The following is a 17,521-nucleotide window of genomic DNA, read 5'->3' as shown; positions in this document are numbered from 1 at the left end:
CGTTGTGCGCTTTATTTCAGAAACTTGCCCATGGCGACCGTGGTGTCGATCATGCGGCAGGCAAAGCCCCACTCATTATCGTACCAGGTCATGACGCGGGCGAGACGCTCATCGATCACCTTGATCTTGTCGACAGCAACAACCGAGGAACGGCTGTCATGGTTATAGTCGATCGAGACCAGCGGGATGTCGTCATAGCCAAGAACACCCTTCATCGGACCGTCGGCCGCCGCCTTGATGGCCGCGGTCAGCTCTTCCGCCGAGGTCGCCTTGCCCGGGGTGAAGACCAGGTCGATCAGGGAGACGTTCGGGGTCGGCACGCGCACTGCGGCGCCGTCGAGCTTGCCGGCCAGTTCCGGCAGAACCAGACCCACGGCCTTGGCCGCACCGGTCGAGGTCGGCACCATGGACATGGCCGCCGCACGGGCGCGGTGCAGGTCCTTGTGGTTCCGGTCCAGCGTCGGCTGGTCGCCGGTGTAGGCGTGGATCGTAGTCATGTGACCGCGCTCGATACCGACCGCGTCGTTGAGCACCTTGGCGACCGGCGCCAGGCCGTTGGTGGTGCAAGAGGCATTGGAAACCACGACATCGTCAGCCGTCAGCTCGTCATGGTTCACACCATAAACAATGGTCTTGTCGGCATTCTTGGCCGGCGCGGAGCAGAGCACGCGCTTAGCACCAGAGGCTTCGATGTGCGCCATCGAGGCTTCCTTGGAATTGAACTTGCCGGTGCATTCCAGAACGATGTCGATGCCGAGATCATCCCAGGGCAGTTTGGACGGGTCGCGGTTGGAGACTTTCTGGATCTTGCCGAAACCGGCATCGATCCAGTCATCACCGACCTTGATCTCGCCAGGATAACGGCCGTGCACGCTGTCATAGGTCAGCAGGTGCGCATTGGTCTCCGGGGTGGAGCTGTCATTGATGGCGACGATCTCGACTTCGCCCCAACGCTTTTCTTCCAGAACGGCACGCAGTGCCAGGCGTCCAATCCGGCCAAAACCGGTGATCGCGACCCGAAGAGCCATACGCAAGTCTCCTTATATGCAGCACGCCGACAAAAACCCGGCGAATTTGGCGCGGATTTAGCCCCCTTTCGCGTCGAGGTCCACAGCTCCGGGCGCGTTGATTGGTCTGCGGTGGATTTTTTTGCAGACGGGCAACATGAGGCGCATCCTTCCCCAAAACTCGCGAGAATTGAGAAATATATCGCGCCGTTTAACGGAAATATCTGATATTCTATCTTTGTTTGCGCTACCATCAAACGGTGCGTTCGCGCCACTGCGGGATTGCCCCGGGACCTCCGGCGCATCGCAATGCTGCGACGGAGCGCAGGCCGGGGTCTTGAAATGGCCTTCCCTGCCTGCAAGAACACACTTGAACTTTACAAGGGAACGCCCGGGACAGGCGGCAAGGCATTATGAAAGTACTCGTACTCGGCGGCGACGGTTTTTGCGGTTGGCCGACGGCACTGCACCTCTCCAATCTCGGCCATGACGTTGTCATCGTCGACAATCTCTCGCGCCGCAAGATCGACATCGAGCTGGAGGTCGATTCGCTGACCCCGATCCGCCCGATGAGCGAACGCCTCGCGGCGTGGAAAGAGGTCTCCGGCCGCGAGATCGCCTTCGTCGACATGAATATCGGCAAGGATTACCAGGAACTGGTTGATCTGATCGATGCGGAAAACCCCGACACGATCATCCACTTCGCCGAGCAGCGCGCCGCGCCCTACTCGATGAAATCGGCCCGCCACAAGCGCTACACCGTCGACAATAACCTCAACGCCACCAATGACGTGCTGGCGGCGATCGTCGATAGCGGCAAGGACATCCATCTCGTCCACCTCGGCACGATGGGCGTCTATGGCTACGGCACTGCGGGCATGAAGATTCCCGAGGGCTATCTGAAGGTGAAAGTGGAGACGGCAGACGGTTTGAAGGATCAGGAGATCCTCTATCCGGCCAATCCGGGCTCGATCTACCACATGACCAAGACCCAGGATCAGCTCTTCTTCCATTTCTACAACAAGAACGACAAGGTGAAGATCACCGATCTGCACCAGGGCATCGTCTGGGGTACGCAAACGGAAGAAACCAAGCGTGATGAGCGCCTGATCAACCGTTTCGATTATGACGGCGATTACGGCACCGTGCTCAACCGCTTCCTGATGCAGGCGGCGGTCGGCTATCCGCTCACCGTGCACGGCACGGGCGGTCAGACCCGCGCCTTCATCCACATCCAGGATACGGTGCGCTGCATTCAGCTGGCCGTCGAAAACCCGCCGGCCGCGGGCGAAAAAGTCCAGATCATGAACCAGATGACCGAGACGCACCGCGTCCGCGATCTGGCCAAGATGATCGCCGACATGACCAATGCCGAAGTTCAGCTGGTCCCGAACCCGCGCAATGAGGCGGACGAGAACGACCTCCATGTCGAGAACGACACCTTCCTGCAGATGGGCCTCAAGCCTATCACCCTGGCCGCTGGCCTGATGGAGGAAGTCACCGAGATCGCACGCAAATATGCCGAGCGCTGCGACAAGAAAAAAATCCCGTGCATCTCCTATTGGGGCAAGGGCCGCGAAGAGGCGGCAACGCAAGCACCGGCCGAAACAACGGCGGCCGAATAGGATCTGTCACATATGATTTTAAAGGGCGCCCGGTGTGGCGCCCTTTTTATTATTCCGCCCAGGCCAGAGCCCGCTGCTCCAACGCAGTCACAAAGGCGTCCTTGCCCGATTGATAGGCCTTGCGGTCGACGCCTGCCCGGACCAGTTCGTGTTTGAGAGCGGAGTAGGCATCACGCTCATGGGCGTGCGCCCGCAGATAATCACGGAACACCAGGTGGCGGCGAAGGTTGTCATCGCCCTGCTTGTAGACATGGATGTGGTGCGTGCGTGTTCCGTCCGGCGCATGCCGGCGCAAATAGCGGCGACCGGCCAGCCCGTGTTCACCCAGAATCTGATAACCCGCCGCCTGTAAGGCCTCCGCCTGCTTGTCCAGAAATACCAGCGACGCGATCGAAACCAGCATGTCGATGACCGGCTTGGCGGCGAGACCGGGCACGGATGTACTGCCGATATGGTCGATGGACACAGCATCGATCAAGGCATCGAGACGCCGGCGCTCGATCTCAAATATTTCCGGCCAATCGGAATTGTAGGGGGTGATCACGCTGCATTTCCTTTCGCATGACCCTCATCACACGCTTTGTCCGCTCAACCAAATACCGTCATCCCAACGAAGGTTGAGAGCCAGTTTGTAGGGCACCACCGGATCAGAGCCTGACTCAAACCCGCCCAGCCCTATGATCTAGGACCTGACCTTTGTCAGGGTGACGGTTTATGGAGATCATTCAGAGTGAATGCCTCAACGCTCCATCACCCCAACCATCTTGTCGAGAAACACGCAGCACTGGTCGAGCTGGTCAATGGCCACGAACTCGTCCGGCTGATGCGCCTGCTCGATCGAACCTGGACCGCAAACCACAACCGACAAGCCCTTGGCCTGGAACTGGCCGGCCTCGGTGCCGTAGCTGACGACGCGGGTAGAGTTGTCGCCGGTGAGCTGGCGCGCCAGGCGCTCGGCGGCGCCCTCCTGTTCCGGGGCAAAGGCCGGTACGGAGGAGCGGATTTCGACGCTTACGGAGGCCTCCGGTGCGGTCACTCGCATCTTGGCCTCGACCTCGGCCGCCTTGGCCCGCAGCCCAGCCTCGATCGCCTGCGGATCATCCCACGGACAGGGGCGCATCAGAGAGCCGAACTCGGCATCGAGCGCTAGGATATTGAGCGCGGTACCGCCTTTCACCTCGCCGATGGTGAGGGTGCCATGCGGCGGATCAAACGGGCTATTGTCGGGCGCGGCCAGTTTCATCGCTTCAGCCTGTTCGACCAGGTATTGCATCAGCGGCACCGCATGGGTAACGGCGCAGGCTCCGTCATTGACCAAGGAAGAATGCGCTTCCTTGCCGCGCAGTTTGACCACCATGGAAAACAGGCCCTTGTGGGCGGTCACGACCTTCATATCGGTGGGTTCGCCAACCACGACGACGGACGGCTTGACCGGTCCGGCCATGATTTCATCGATCATCGCCGGCGCACCGAGACAGCCCACTTCCTCATCATAGGACAGGGCGATATGCACCGGCCGTTTCAGATCCGCGGCGGCGATCTTCGGCGCCAGCGCAAGGATGCAGGCCGAAAAGCCTTTCATGTCACAAGTGCCGCGCCCGTAAAGCAGGCCGTCTTTCTCAGTCAGCGCCCAGGGGTCCGTGGTCCAGGGCTGGCCATCAACGGGCACCACATCGGTATGCCCGGACAGGATCACCCCGCCATCGACCTGCGGACCGAACACCGCATGCAGATTGGCCTTGCGCCCGTCCTCACTGGGAATGCGGTCGCAGCGCGCGCCCAGACCGGCGAGCCTGGCCTCGACATAATCGATCAGCTCGAGATTGGAATTGCGCGAGGTGGTGTCGAAGGCGACGAGGGTGTGCAACTCGGCAATGGCGGAGGACAAGGCAGAATGGGTCATGACCTGCTCTTAGCAAGCCGCCCGCCGAGGTCAATCCGCGGGCTACTCCACCAGGGGGGCAACCGATTCAATTTTGAAACGCGCCTGGAAGGTTTCCACCATCGGCAGCACGATGGGATAGCTGTAATAGACCGTCATACGGGCGACCGGGAGCTCTCCGCTCTCATCCACCCAATATCCCACCTCGACCTCAAGATCCGGGTCAACCGCGTTAAGTTCGGCCTGCAATTGCGTCTGCATGGCTGCCGGGGTGGTCGCTTCGCCGATCATCGCCGAGCGGAGGGCCCGCTCTGACGCCCATTGCACCGTCGACCCTTTGTAGAGCGCCAGAGAAACCTGGATCACGCCAATAATGAGAAAGATCAGAGCGGGCGAGACGAGCGCGAACTCCAGCGCGCCGGCTCCATCTTCTGAGCGACGAAACCGCCGCCAGAAGCCTGACTGATCAGCGGGTCCGGACGAATTCATTGACGCTCACCTCATATTGTCCGAACAGGCCCGCGAAATAGGCCGTCGCCTGCAGCTCATGCACGATATCGGGCACAGAGCCATCATCGCAAAGCTGACCGCACGGGGCATCAACGCCCGCGCACTTGCAGCATTTCTCAACGGTCACCTGGCTCATTTCCGGACGCGATGACCAGCTTTGCTCGATCACCAGGATGGCCGCCTCGACATCGTCCCCGCCAGCCATGAAATATTGCGCACCACTGCGTACGGCTGAGTGCAGGTCGGTGCGGTCGTAAGTCATGCGCCCGAGATCGAAAACGCCCAGCATCAAGGCCGCCAGGACGGGCGCGATAAAGGCGAATTCAACCGCTGCCGCGCCGCGATCATCAGTCAGAAATTTTCGGACAAGCCCGCGCATAAACCCTACTCCACCAGCCGCACATCACTTGGCACTTCGGCCCACTCAACGCCGATGCCGGAGCAATCAGTGGTGATGTTGGCATTGCCGGTCACCGTCACCGTATTGCCGACCAGCTGCATACAGCCGTTCTGGCCGGAGAAATCGCCTTGGAAACTGATATCGCCCGCGGGCGTGTAGATCGCGCCGGTAATCTGGGAATTGGCCGTCCCGTTGAAGGTATGCGACACGCCGTCATCCTCCCGGTCTGCAAATATGGCAATGCCCTCATAGGTTCCCGCCGCGGGCGCCCGGATATTGATATCCGCCGAGCCATTGAAGCGCGTACGGGCGCCACCGGTCAGATAGAAGGTCACGCCCTGAGCGTTGAGATTGGCATTAGCCCCGACACGGAAATCACCGCGGTCGATGATGTAGATGCCGGGCTCGAAGGTGACATCTCCATTGATATTGATGCCGTTGCAGAAACGCTTAACGCCGCCCGCACCGGCCGTCACGGTCGTGGAGGCATTCGGCCCACCGCCAGGAATATTGCTGCAGCTGTTTGGGATCGGCGGCGGCGGCACATCGGCATAGGGGTCCTGGGCCCGCGGCAGATCTGTACGCGGTGCCGCACATCCGGTCAGGGTATAGTCGGCACTGCCGCCATTTACGCTGAAACCGCCAACTGAGTTGATGCACGGCGCCACCACGTCCGTCGAGCCGCCCAGCGAAACAGAGTCAGGCGCAATCGAATTCGACATGATCTCGCACTCGATCAGGGCGATATTGGAATTACCCGAGAGATCAATCGCCCGGCTTCCTTCCGGGCTCAGCGCCAGAACACAGGCATCAGACGCCTCGTCATAGGTCGCGACAGCGCGCACGGTGAAGCTCACCGGAGTTTCGTCGAAAATCTGCGAAAACAGCCGCGGCACGGTGTGGGTGATTTCCACCTCCATGGACCGGGTATTGCGATAGCGCCCAGTGCTCGGCGGTGATGTCGTGGTGAGGGTTGCGACCGAGGGGTCGTATTCGTGCAGCAGGGCCTCGGCCTCAGCCTCGTTATAGGCCTGTTGCCGTGGCTCGTTATTGCGCAGGGAAACAGCACCCGCATAAGCGGCCATATCAGCGCTGGTCTGCAACTGCCGCTGCTGCAGTTGCCAGAAGCCGGCCTCAAGCCCAAGCCCAGCGCTGCCGATCAATACCGGCAGGCACAAGGCGAACAGAACCGTCGTGTTTCCTCGCTGGTCAGTCCTGAAAGTTTTCAGAAAACGGAATATGTTTCGCACTCTAGCCATAACGACCATCTGCACCGGGAAAAATTGGAAACGCGTGTAGTCGCGAGGCGCATTTTGGCTAAAGTTTTAGGCAGGCCACGGGTCTCTGGGGGCAGTCGGAATCGCCTGCTATTTCATGAAATATCGCCTAACCGCGTAACCCTGCCTTAAGGTCGCAGGATTAGTATCCTCCTCCGTAACAATCGGAAGTCGGTGCTCGTGACGCGTCTGTTTCAGTGGATACACAGGTTCTGGGAAGATCGCCGCGGCAATGTGGCGATGATCTTCGCCCTGTCGCTGCTACCGGTGACAGTGATGTCCGGCGGCGCGGTTGACGTGTCGCAAGCGATGAATGCCCGGACCCGCCTGTCTCAGGCGCTTGATGCGGCAGCCCTCGCCGTGGGGACCAATCCGTCTATCAGCAATGAAGATGCGCTGAGCATCGCCAATGACTTCATACGCGCCAACTATCCTGGCCGCGAACTGGGTACGGTTCAGAATGTCTCTGTGACCATCGACGATGCGACCGATACGGTAACGGTCAAGGGCGAGGCCAAGGTCGAGACCATCATTCTCGGGCTGATCGGGATGGATTACATCACCGTCGACTGGGAGAGCGAAGTCCAGCGGGCGCGCTCGCGGCTGGAACTGGTGATGGTCCTCGACAATACTGGCTCGATGGGCGGATCGAAAATTCGCGACCTGCGCGATGCGGCCGAACTCCTTGTCGATATTGTCTATGAGAGCGTGGAAGAGGTCGGCGACGTGAAAGTCGGCCTGGTGCCCTTCGCTGCGACCGTGAATGTCGGCACCAATTATGCGCGGCAATGGTGGCTCGACCCTGATGCTCTTTCCCCCCAGCACGCGGACTGGGCCGGACCGGGACCGTTTGAGTACGAGGAATGCACCGGGCGACGCCGCAATCGGCGCTGCACGACCACCACGATCGAGGCCAATCACTGGGACTTGTTCGACATGATGCCCTATGAGAGCTGGGAGGGTTGTGTCGAGGCGCGTGCCATTCCGATGGACATCGACGACACCGCGCCAAGCAATGCCCGTCCGGAAACACTCTTCGTGCCCTATTTCGCGCCGGACGAGCCGGGTCATGACAGCGATTATCGCAATAATTATCTGTCCGATGGCGTTTCAGGCAGTAACAGCGAAGACCGCCTGCGCAATCTGATCAAATACGATGGCGGCACGGTACAGGACGATTACGGCCCGAACATGCGCTGTACGACCCGTCCGATCACTCCGCTGACCACGAGCACAGCAACACTCTACTCAGACATTCGCTCAATGGGCGCGAGTGGCACGACCAATATCCCGCAAGGTGTCGGTTGGGGTATCCGCGTCATCTCGCCGGGTGAGCCTTTCACCCAGGGCGTCGCCTGGGATGACCGCGAGGTCGTCAAGGCGATGGTGATCCTGACCGATGGCGAGAACGTCATGTCCGGTCGATCCACCTATCTGCGCTCCGATTATGGCGCTTACGGTTTCTCGCGTTATGGGCGGCTGGGCACGACATCGAGCAGTTCGTCCACCCTGCGCGGCCGTCTCAACTCACGCCTGCAGGCCGCTTGTGACGAAGCCAAATCGCTTGGCATTCGCGTCTACACGATCACCTTCCAGGTCAATTCGAGCTCGACACGCCAGTTGATGGAACAGTGCGCGTCCAATCCGAGCCTGTATTTCAACTCGCCCTCCGGCTCGGCACTGCGAGACGCGTTCGAGCTGATTGCCGGCGATCTGACCAATCTGCGTCTGTCGCGCTAGGGCGCGGACTATTCCGCCTCGGCGTCGTCAGCATCCTGTGCGTCGGGCAGATCGAGCAATTCCAGGGTGAAGACCAGCGCTTCATTGGGAGCAATCGGACCGCCCGGCGTTCCCATCTGGCCATAACCGAGGTCGGGGGACACATAGAGTTCCCACAACTCACCTTCGCGCATCAGCGGCAGGGCCTGGCGCCAGGCCGGGATCAGACGGTCGGACGGGAAGGTCACCGGATCGCCCATGGCATAGCTGTCATTGAAGGCAACGCCATCGGGATGCAGCCCGCGATAATGCACGGTAACGCGATCGCCAAGCGTCGGGGAAGCCGTGTCGGCCTGTGCCGTACGAATGCGATAGAGCAAGCCGCTTTCCAGCTCAAAGACGCAGCTGCCCGCGCGCGCCAGTTCGATGAAGGCGGCGGACTGCTCGGCATTGGCGGCGGCGTTGCGGATGCTGGTGTCGAAGGCATCGGAAAAGATCGCACTGTCAGCCTCCGGCGTGGCGCAATTGCGCGCCTCGGCGAGATCACCCTCGAAGACCGGACCCGCCGGGGTTTCAGAGCCGGAGCAGGCGGCCAGGACGAAACAGGCAGCGGTGGCAGACAGAAGGACGGATGTACGTTTCATGGACAGGACCCTTTGCGTCTCACTAGCGGTCTTCATTGGGGAGAATGCTGACACGCCAACTGTTTTCGCGCACCAGATAAGTCTCGGCCATGGCGATCAGTTCATCACGGCTGATATCATTGTAATCGGCCTCGATGGAGCGGACGCGGTCAAGCCGCTCGGGCATTTGCCAGGACCGGGCAATCCAGCTGAGCCATGTCGCATTGCGCTGGCGGGCTTCCTCGATCTGCTCCAGCAGGGGCTGACGCGCACGCTGCAGCTCATCCTCGGTAATCTCACCGCTCGCCATTGCCATCGCCAGTTCGTCAATCGCGGCATAGGTGGCCTCGAGGTTTTCCGGCGTAACATCTACGCCAACCCAGAGATAGCCGTAATCGGGATGAGCCGAAGAGGTCAGCTCATTGTTGAAGGCGGAATAGGTGAAACCATCGCGTTCGCGCAGGCGCTCGGTCAGTTTGAGGTCGAGCACCGACCGCATCAGGGTCAGCACACGGCGGCGTCGCGACTCGCTATCGTCAAACATCGGCCAGTAGACATTCGCCATGGCCTGGTCTTCGCCGCCATTATGGTAGAGCACAACGGGCTCTTCGACCGGGTCCGGGAAGCGGACATTGCGGGCCTCCTCATAGGAGGGCCAGCTCTCGGCCCGCGCGGGTAGAGCCCCGAAAGACGCAGCCACCACCTCGATGACACGCGCGACCTCGACATCACCGACAATGGTGATCTCGATCGGTGCCTGCTCCAACGCCGGGGTAAGGAAGTCCCTCAACTCCGCGACGCCAATCGCGTCCAGCTCTTCCTCGCTCGGGAAGCCGTAGCGGGTATCACCGCGACGCAGCAGCCGCGCACCCTCGACCTGCAGCACACCGGTGGGGGTCGAGGCAAAATTGCGTCGCAACTCCGGAGCGATGGATTTGTACTGGGCAAGACCATCCTGGCGCCAGCCCGGATCGGCGATGAAGGCCGCGAGCAAATCCATCTGGACGTCAAAATCACTCGGTCGGGTGCCGCCAAACAGGGTGAAGCCACTTTCGCCGACGCTGAAATTCAGTCCGACCGCGCGTCCGGCCAGGACGCGGCTGAGCTCATCGCTGGTGTGGGCGCCCAGCCCCCCAGCCGTGAAGGCGGATGAGACAACAACATCGACAGCGGGAAGCGCCCGCGGCTCAAGCGAACCGGCACCGAAATCAACCCGGATCGCGACTTCACCGGCTTCCAGCGAGTTCGGACGGAATGACAGGCGTACGCCATTCTCGAACTGCACGCGGTGCAGTTTCAGGTCCTCGATATATTCCTGCGACGCCACCTCTCCGGCCGGGCCGAAATCGCCATAGGCAAATTCTGACGAATCCGCCTGCACCGGAGCCTCAACCGCCACAGTCTCGCTGGCTTTCCAGGCATTGAGGATCGCACTTTCCGCATCGGTCAGCTCGGTCGAGCTGGCCAGGAAGAGGAGCGGCTCGCTGCTGCTCCACTGTTCGCGGAACGCCGCATTGACGGCCTCAACAGTGATCCGGGCGGCGCCCGCCTCGAAACGTTCAAGCGTCGAGGCCGGTGTCGTGAACACGATATCCTGGCGCCAGGCCGACCAGATCCCGTTAGCCAGGGCCGTATTGTCACGCGTTCCGGCCTGCTCGACAGCGGTCCTGAGCGAGGTGCGCTGATTGGCAATCTGTTCGTCGAGCTCAGCCTGGGTGAAACCGTGCTCCAGCGCCCGGCGCAATTCCTGCTCGACGATCGCGACGCCCTCTTCCCAGCGCTCCGGAGCGATAATCGCCAGCACCCGGGCCAGCTCAGCGAGGTCATACTCCGTGGAGTGGGTCGCCTGGGCCTGCAGGATTGGCGACGTGCCGGTACTGACCAGCGTCTCGAAGCGACGCGACAGGATGGCGTCGCCGATCCGCGCCAGATTGTTCTCGAAGCGCGTTTCGACCGAATCCGGAGCCGGCTCGTAGGGACGCATAGCATCGACGGTGAAGATGGTCAGGACTTCGGGATCGTAGAAATAGCCAACCGAACGGGGCCGGTCCGTATTGATTTCGCCAAGCTCAGGGTCGGGGCGCGGCTCCTCGGGGCCCTGCCAATCGCCGAAGGTCTCGCGAATATCACTCTCGATCACCGCCGGATCGACATCCCCGACCACGACCATCATCGCCCGCTGCGGAATGTAGAAGTTTTCGTAGTAATCCACAAAGGCGTCACGCTGAGCCGTCTCAATCACTTCCGGAAGGCCGATCGGGTCGCGCTCCGGTACCAGCGTGTCCGGCAGGAGAAAGCGTTGCAGTGCCGTCTGCCAGCGGCGCACAGGGACATTGCGGAAACGGGCCTCTGAAGCGATCACACCACGCTCGGCATCGATGGCTTCAATATCGAGCGTCAGTTCGCTCGCCGTTTCACGCATCAGCATCATCGCCGTGGCAATGATCTCCTCGTTATTCTCAGGCAGATCAAGCTGGTATCCGACGGTTTCAAAACCCGTAAAAGCATTGGTATCCGGGCCGAACTGCAAGCCGTAACGTTCGAGCAGCGGGACCATTTCGCCTTCGGGGACATTGGTCGACCCGTTGAAGGCCATGTGCTCGATAAAGTGGGCGAGCCCGCGTTGCTCCTCGGTTTCAGCCAATGATCCCACATTGAAGATCAGACGAACGGCGACGGTCTCGGCGGGAGTATCATTCTGCATCACCGCGTAGCGCATACCGTTGGGCAGCTGGCCGTAAAGCACCGCCGCATCCACTGGAAGGTCGGAAACCTCGTGCACGAAGACGGCGGGCGGCGTCTCAACAGGCGGCGTTTCGGTTTGCTGGCAAGCAGTGAGCGCCAATGCCAGTGACAGACCAGCAACGCACTGGCGAAGAAGCTTGAGGCGCATGCCTGGACCTTTCAGTTCGTGTTCTGCGCCAACAACCTAAGCCGGCAATACATCAAGTCGAATGAAATCGCTGTCAGCTGAGGAGAGACGAGATCAGGCTGCGTCGGTATCCGCGTCCATACCATCATGCTCCGCGACCCAATGTCCCGGAGTGACCTCGATGAGCTGCGGGCGATATTGCTCGGCATCAGGATCATCGATCAGCTTGGACCGCATGAAGCGCAATTGCGCTCTCGTATCCATGGGCGAAGGCAATTCACCGTCCAGCTTGATACGGTCCCGGTGTTTTTCGACAAGCGGGTCCGGTACGGGAACGGCGGAAATCAGCGCCTTGGTATAAGGGTGACGCGCATCTTCGTAGATTTGATCGCGGTCTGCCATTTCCACCACGCGACCGAGATAGAGCACCATGACGCGGTGGGAGATTTCCCGCACCACTGACAGGTCATGGGAGATGAACATCATCGCCAGGCCCATCTCCTGCTGCAGCTTCATCAACAGCTCTACGATCTGGGCCTGGATCGACACGTCGAGCGCGGAAACCGCCTCGTCGCAGATCACCAGTTTAGGATTGAGGATCATGGCGCGGGCGATACCGACGCGCTGGTTCTGACCGCCAGAAAGCTCGTGCGGGTAACGGTTGATCATGTCCGGGTCGAGACCGACCCGCTGCATCATCTCGCGCACCTTGTCTTGCCGCTCGGCACGCTTCATCGACTTGCGGAAAGTCTGCAGCGGCTCAGCAATTGACGCACCGATTGTCATTCGCGGATCGAGCGAAGCGAGCGGATCCTGGAACACGATCTGGAAGCCTTCGCGCTGATTGCGCATATCCTTTTTGGACAGGCCCAGGAGATCGCGGCCAAGCCAGGTCACAGCACCGGCCTGCGACGGGACGAGGCGCAGCACGGCGCGCGCCAGGGTCGACTTGCCGCAGCCGGATTCACCCACCACGCCAAGCGTTTCACCGGCGCGGAGGTTGAAACTAATGCCGTCGACCGCACGCAAGGTCTTGAATTTCGGAACCAGGCCTTCCGACACTTTGATCGGGAAATGAACGGCTACATCATCGGCCTTGAGCAAGGGGGCGGCATCGGGTTCGGGAACGGGGGCCAGGGTCACATGGCCATCGCGGTCGGGCTTGTCGATCCGCGGCATGGCATCGAGCAACATGCGAGTATAGGCGTGTTCCGGCTCAGCAAAAATCCGCTCTGCCTCACCGGTCTCGACGTAAACCCCATTCTTCATCACCTGAACGCGATCCGCCATGCGCGCGACGACACCCATATCGTGCGTGATCAGGGCAAGTGCAGCCCCGGTCTCGCGTTTCAGCTCATCCATAATGTCGAGCACTTCGGCCTGCACAGTGACGTCCAGAGCGGTCGTCGGCTCGTCGCAGATCAGAAGATCGGGCTCGCAGAGCATCGACATGGCTATCATCACCCGCTGGCGCATGCCGCCGGACAATTCGTGCGGATACTGACGCAAACGGCGCTTGGCTTCGGGAATGCGAACCCGTTCGAGCCATTCCAGCGCCCGGGCCTCTGCCTGTTTGCCCTTCAGCTTCATGTGGATGCCAAGAACTTCGGTCATCTGCTCATCGACCCGCAGATGCGGGGTGAGCGATGTGAGCGGATCCTGGAAAATCATCGTCATCTTGCGGCCGCGCACCGTATTCAACTTGCGCGTCGACAGGCCCAGGATTTCGTTTCCACGATAGCGGATAGAGCCTTTCGCCTTGCCATTACTGGCCAACAGCCCCATCGCCGCCAGGAAGGTCTGGCTCTTGCCCGACCCGGACTCGCCGACCACCGCCAGGCATTCGCCGGCACCGATCTGAAGCGAAACACCGCGAACCGCATCCACGGCTCCATCAGGCGTATCGAAACTCACATTGAGGTCCTCGACCTCAAGAATGGGCTTATCGGGCGCAGACGCATTTCCGAAAATCGGCACTCAACTACTCCATGCCAGCAGGCGAAATCTGCGGGCAGTGTATCCAGACCCAGCCAATTCTCCAGCCCGCCACGCACTCGCTGCAGTGGTCATACCGTAAGAGTTTCATTTCACAGCCTGTTAAGGCAGTCTTTTACGGATGGTGCGCATGCCGCGCCCGGATGACAGGAAACGGTAGGGCCAGCGCCGATGACCCCGCTCAATGCTGACATGCTGACGACGCTGTATGAGCATGCCGGCGTAGCCGTTCTGGCGGCCAATCTTGATCGTGAAATCACCGCTCTTAATCCGGCTGCCGAACGCCTGTTCGGCTATCGGGAAGATGAGCTTCTGGGTGAGCAAACCAAGATCATCTATGCCGACCCGCGGGACTTTCTCCGGCTCGGCCAGACCCATTTCAATGCCGCCGACAACGAGGATGGTAGTCCGCGCCCCTACACGGCACGCTTCCGAACCAAGTCCGGGCGCGTATTTGACGGGGAGACGGTCGGCTGCCCGATCATTGATAGTGAGGGTCGCCGCAACGGCTATCTGTGCATTATCACCGATGTAACCTCGAAGCTGGCCCTCCAGGCCAAGCTCGAAGCCAGCGACATCCAGCTACGGGCAGCGCTCGCATCAGCCAATGAAGGCGCCTTTTCGATCAATCTGGTGACCGGCCTGGGCTCCATGCGCGGCTTCATGAACGAGTTCCTGGGCATTGAAAGCGCCGACGCCACGATCTCGATCGACCGCCTGATGCAATCAATCCATGAAGATGATCGCAAGGCCTTCGAAACGGCGCTCGACGCGCTGCGCCGCAGCGCTCACAACACGTTGGACGTCAGCTTTCGGGGACGCCGCAATGATGGCGAATGGCGCTGGCTCCACGGGCGCGGACGCGTCACGGAGTTCACTCGCGACGGCGCGCCTTTGCGCGCCACCGGTGTCATCGCTGATATTACCGAACGCCAGGCACTGGAGGCCAAGCTGGCGGAGCGTGAGCGTCAGTTCGCCAATGCGATTACGGCCGGGGCATGCGGCGTCTGGGAGGTCAATACAGAGACCCTCAGAGTTACGCCGCTTGGTGAAATCCGGGAAATGCTTGGGGTTCCACCGGAGCCGGCAGAAATCGACGGGCGACTCTGGCTCGACCGAACGCACGCGGATGAGCGCAAGGCGGTAGAAGAAGCACTCAGACAGCTGGAGACCGGCGAAAGCCAGGCCCTGGACGTCACCTACAGGCTCTTGGACGCGCGGACCGATACTTGGCGCTGGATCCGTTCGCGCGGCCGAACCACACAGAGCGCGGATCAGACAAAACTCGCCTCCGGTGTGCTGATCGACATCACCGAGGAGATGGGCCTCAAATCGCGGCTCGAGGATAGCGAGGAACGCCTGCGCCAGGCCGTCGAAGCGGGATCCCATGGTGTCTGGGACGCCAATTTCGTCACCGGCGAAGTCAAGACGATGGGGCAGATCCGGGAATTGCTCGACCTGCCTGAAGATGTCGAGACGCTGGATTGGGAAAGCTGGCTCTCGCGGGTTGCTGCGGCTGATCGTGATCGCGTGCGCGATGAGCTCGTGGCCCTGCGCAGCTCTGCCAGTGATCAATACGAGTCCAATTACGGCATGCGCCGCGGCAATGGCGAACTGGTGTGGCTGACATCGCGCGGCGAGATCGTGGAACGGGACAGCGAAGGCGAGCCTGTTCGCGCAGTCGGCATCGTCACGGACATCACCGAACGGCGCATCCTCCAGCGCCGGGTCGAAGAATCCGAAGCCCGCCTGCGCGATGCGCTCGAGAGCGCCGGCGAAGGGGCCTGGCGTTTGAATCTGCGTACCCGTATCGCCGACGTCACGGCCGTCATGAGCGTGATGATGGGCCTGCCGCCGGCGGATACCCGCATCACCTATGATGACTGGGCGGAGCGGGTGCACCCGGAGGACCGGGCCGTCACCGACAAGGCGCTTGGCGCGCTCGCAGACGGCTCCAGCGACACCGTCGACTTCATCTTGCGCTACAATAGTGCACAGGATGGCTGGATTTATATCCATAACCGCGGCCGGATCAGCGAGCGCGATGAACACGGCGTGCCCGCGATCGCGACCGGGTTCATGACCGATATCACCGAACAGCTGAAAACCAACGACATGCTGGCGCAGCGTGAACAGCAATTGTCCGAGGCGATGGATGGCGGCGCCCTGGGCATTTGGCGTATCGATTACGCAGCCCAGGAGGTATGGCTGCGCGGAGAAATTGTTCGCAACGCGTTTGCTGACAGCCGCGAAACGACGATCAGCGCTGAGACCTGGATGTCGCACATTCACCCGGCCGATACCGACCGGCTGCAGGCCACACACAAAGCAATGTCGCGCGGGGAAAATGCCGGCGAGTCCCTGGAATTCAGGATCCGGGATCGTAATGGCCACTGGGTCTGGTACCGCTCCACCGGCAATGTCATGGCTCGCGACAGTGAGGGCCGGTCGCTGACGGCTACCGGCGCATTGTGGAATATCGATGCGTCCCGGCGCGCCGCTGATCAGGTCTCCGAAGAACGCCAGCGATTTGCAGACATCTACCGCGACACCCCGGCGATGATGCACACCATTGATGCCGATGGACGTATCGTTCAAGTCAGCGATTACTGGCTGACATCCATGGGGTATCGGCGCGATCAGGTTATCGGACGGAAATCGGTCGAGTTTCTCGATACGGATTCCCAGAAGCGGGCGCGCGACATTTCACTGCCCGAACTGTTTGAAACCGGTCGTAACACCAATATCCCTTATCGCTTTATCCGCCAGGATGGGCGACCGATTGATGTGTTGCTGTCATCCTTCCTCGAGCGCGACGACGCCGGCAACCCGATGCGCAGCTACGCCGTCATGACGGATGTGACGCCGCTCCGTGTCGCCTATGAGCAACTGGAACGGTCAAACCGCGAACTCGACCGCTTCGCGACTGTGGCCTCGCATGACCTGCAGGAACCGCTGCGCAAGATCGGCGCCTTCGCCGGCCTGGTCCGGCGCCGCTATGGCGAGACGATCGATGCGGAGGGCATCCGCGCGCTCGACTTCCTCGTCGATGCGGCTCATCGCATGCAGACCCTGATCGACGACCTTTTGGGCTATTCGCGCCTTGCCAGCCAGCCCCTGCAATTGCAGCAAACCGACCTCAACGCGATCGTCGCCGAAGCCCGTGAGAGCATCGACGCCAGCATCGAAGAAAGCGGTGCGGTCGTCACCATTGGCGACTTGCCGGTGCTGCGCGCAGATCCGGTCCTGTTACGTCAGTGCCTGCAGAACATCCTCGCCAATGCCGTAAAATATCGCGGCGAGACGCAGCCCCGTATCGATGTCAGCGCGGCAGCGGGCGAAGGCGAATACATCATTGCCATCCAGGATAATGGTATCGGCCTTGATCCGAAGTTCGCCGACAAGATTTTCGCCCCTTTCCAGCGCTTGCATTCACGCGAGGAATACCAAGGGACCGGCATCGGCCTTGCGATAGTCCGCCAGGCCGTCGAGCGGCATGGCGGACGCGTCTGGGTCGAGAGCGAGCTCGGCCACGGCTCGACCTTCTTCATTGCCCTGCCGGCTCAGACCCAGCCCAGCGATCACGAGTTTGCGGCCTGACCAGAGCGTCG

Annotated in this window: 12 protein-coding genes; 3 read left to right on the top strand and 9 right to left on the bottom strand. The window is 60.9% G+C overall.

Going from position 1 to position 17,521, the window contains the following annotated elements:
• Positions 1–11 precede the first annotated feature (11 nt).
• Positions 12–1,028 carry a type I glyceraldehyde-3-phosphate dehydrogenase gene (gene gap, locus Q1V57_RS04485; RefSeq protein ID WP_300527981.1) on the bottom strand — a complete coding sequence of 339 codons (1,017 nt, stop codon included), beginning with the start codon at positions 1,026–1,028 and terminating at the stop codon, positions 12–14.
• 392 nt (positions 1,029–1,420) lie between these two features.
• Here gap and Q1V57_RS04480 point away from each other — a divergent pair, with 392 nt between their 5' ends.
• The gene (locus Q1V57_RS04480; RefSeq protein WP_300527979.1) at positions 1,421–2,632 is read left to right on the top strand and encodes an NAD-dependent epimerase/dehydratase family protein; all 1,212 of its coding nucleotides are present in this window, start codon (positions 1,421–1,423) and stop codon (positions 2,630–2,632) included.
• Between the two features lie 49 nt (positions 2,633–2,681).
• Here the strand turns inward: Q1V57_RS04480 and Q1V57_RS04475 are convergent, their stop codons facing one another.
• From Q1V57_RS04475 to Q1V57_RS04455, 5 genes are all read right to left on the bottom strand, one after another.
• A complete protein-coding gene (locus Q1V57_RS04475; protein ID WP_300527976.1) occupies positions 2,682–3,176 on the bottom strand; it encodes a GrpB family protein in 495 nt (164 codons plus the stop codon).
• Positions 3,177–3,371: 195 nt separating this feature from the next.
• Positions 3,372–4,535, bottom strand: coding sequence for an acetylornithine deacetylase (gene argE, locus Q1V57_RS04470; protein ID WP_300527973.1), 1,164 nt, complete (start codon positions 4,533–4,535; stop codon positions 3,372–3,374).
• A gap of 42 nt (positions 4,536–4,577) precedes the next feature.
• Entirely contained in the window at positions 4,578–5,003 is a 426-nt protein-coding gene (locus tag Q1V57_RS04465) for a TadE/TadG family type IV pilus assembly protein (protein WP_300527971.1), read from the bottom strand.
• The gene (locus Q1V57_RS04460; protein WP_300527968.1) at positions 4,981–5,403 is read right to left on the bottom strand and encodes a TadE/TadG family type IV pilus assembly protein; all 423 of its coding nucleotides are present in this window, start codon (positions 5,401–5,403) and stop codon (positions 4,981–4,983) included. The genes Q1V57_RS04465 and Q1V57_RS04460 overlap by 23 nt, the downstream gene beginning before the upstream one ends.
• Before the next feature lie 5 nt (positions 5,404–5,408).
• Positions 5,409–6,683: a TadE/TadG family type IV pilus assembly protein gene (locus Q1V57_RS04455; RefSeq protein WP_300527966.1), complete on the bottom strand. Its 1,275-nt coding sequence runs from the start codon at positions 6,681–6,683 to the stop codon at positions 5,409–5,411.
• A gap of 198 nt (positions 6,684–6,881) precedes the next feature.
• Here Q1V57_RS04455 and Q1V57_RS04450 point away from each other — a divergent pair, with 198 nt between their 5' ends.
• Entirely contained in the window at positions 6,882–8,441 is a 1,560-nt protein-coding gene (locus Q1V57_RS04450) for a TadE/TadG family type IV pilus assembly protein (RefSeq protein ID WP_300527963.1), read from the top strand.
• 8 nt (positions 8,442–8,449) lie between these two features.
• On the opposite strand, the gene Q1V57_RS04445 is transcribed toward Q1V57_RS04450, so the two are convergent.
• From Q1V57_RS04445 to Q1V57_RS04435, 3 genes are all read right to left on the bottom strand, one after another.
• The gene (locus tag Q1V57_RS04445; RefSeq protein ID WP_300527961.1) at positions 8,450–9,064 is read right to left on the bottom strand and encodes an FKBP-type peptidyl-prolyl cis-trans isomerase; all 615 of its coding nucleotides are present in this window, start codon (positions 9,062–9,064) and stop codon (positions 8,450–8,452) included.
• Positions 9,065–9,086: 22 nt separating this feature from the next.
• A complete protein-coding gene (locus Q1V57_RS04440; protein ID WP_300527958.1) occupies positions 9,087–11,936 on the bottom strand; it encodes a M16 family metallopeptidase in 2,850 nt (949 codons plus the stop codon).
• Positions 11,937–12,029: 93 nt separating this feature from the next.
• Complete coding sequence (locus Q1V57_RS04435) at positions 12,030–13,892, bottom strand: ABC transporter ATP-binding protein (protein ID WP_300527956.1); 1,863 nt, start codon at positions 13,890–13,892, stop codon at positions 12,030–12,032.
• A gap of 189 nt (positions 13,893–14,081) precedes the next feature.
• Here Q1V57_RS04435 and Q1V57_RS04430 point away from each other — a divergent pair, with 189 nt between their 5' ends.
• Positions 14,082–17,510, top strand: coding sequence for a PAS domain-containing protein (locus tag Q1V57_RS04430; protein WP_300527954.1), 3,429 nt, complete (start codon positions 14,082–14,084; stop codon positions 17,508–17,510).
• Positions 17,511–17,521: the final 11 nt, after the last annotated feature.

Origin of the sequence: Maricaulis sp. (assembly GCF_030149425.1) — a bacterium.
Classification (GTDB): domain Bacteria; phylum Pseudomonadota; class Alphaproteobacteria; order Caulobacterales; family Maricaulaceae; genus Maricaulis.
The sequence above is the reverse complement of the archived record's forward strand: the minus strand, read 5'-3'. Positions and strand labels throughout refer to the sequence as shown.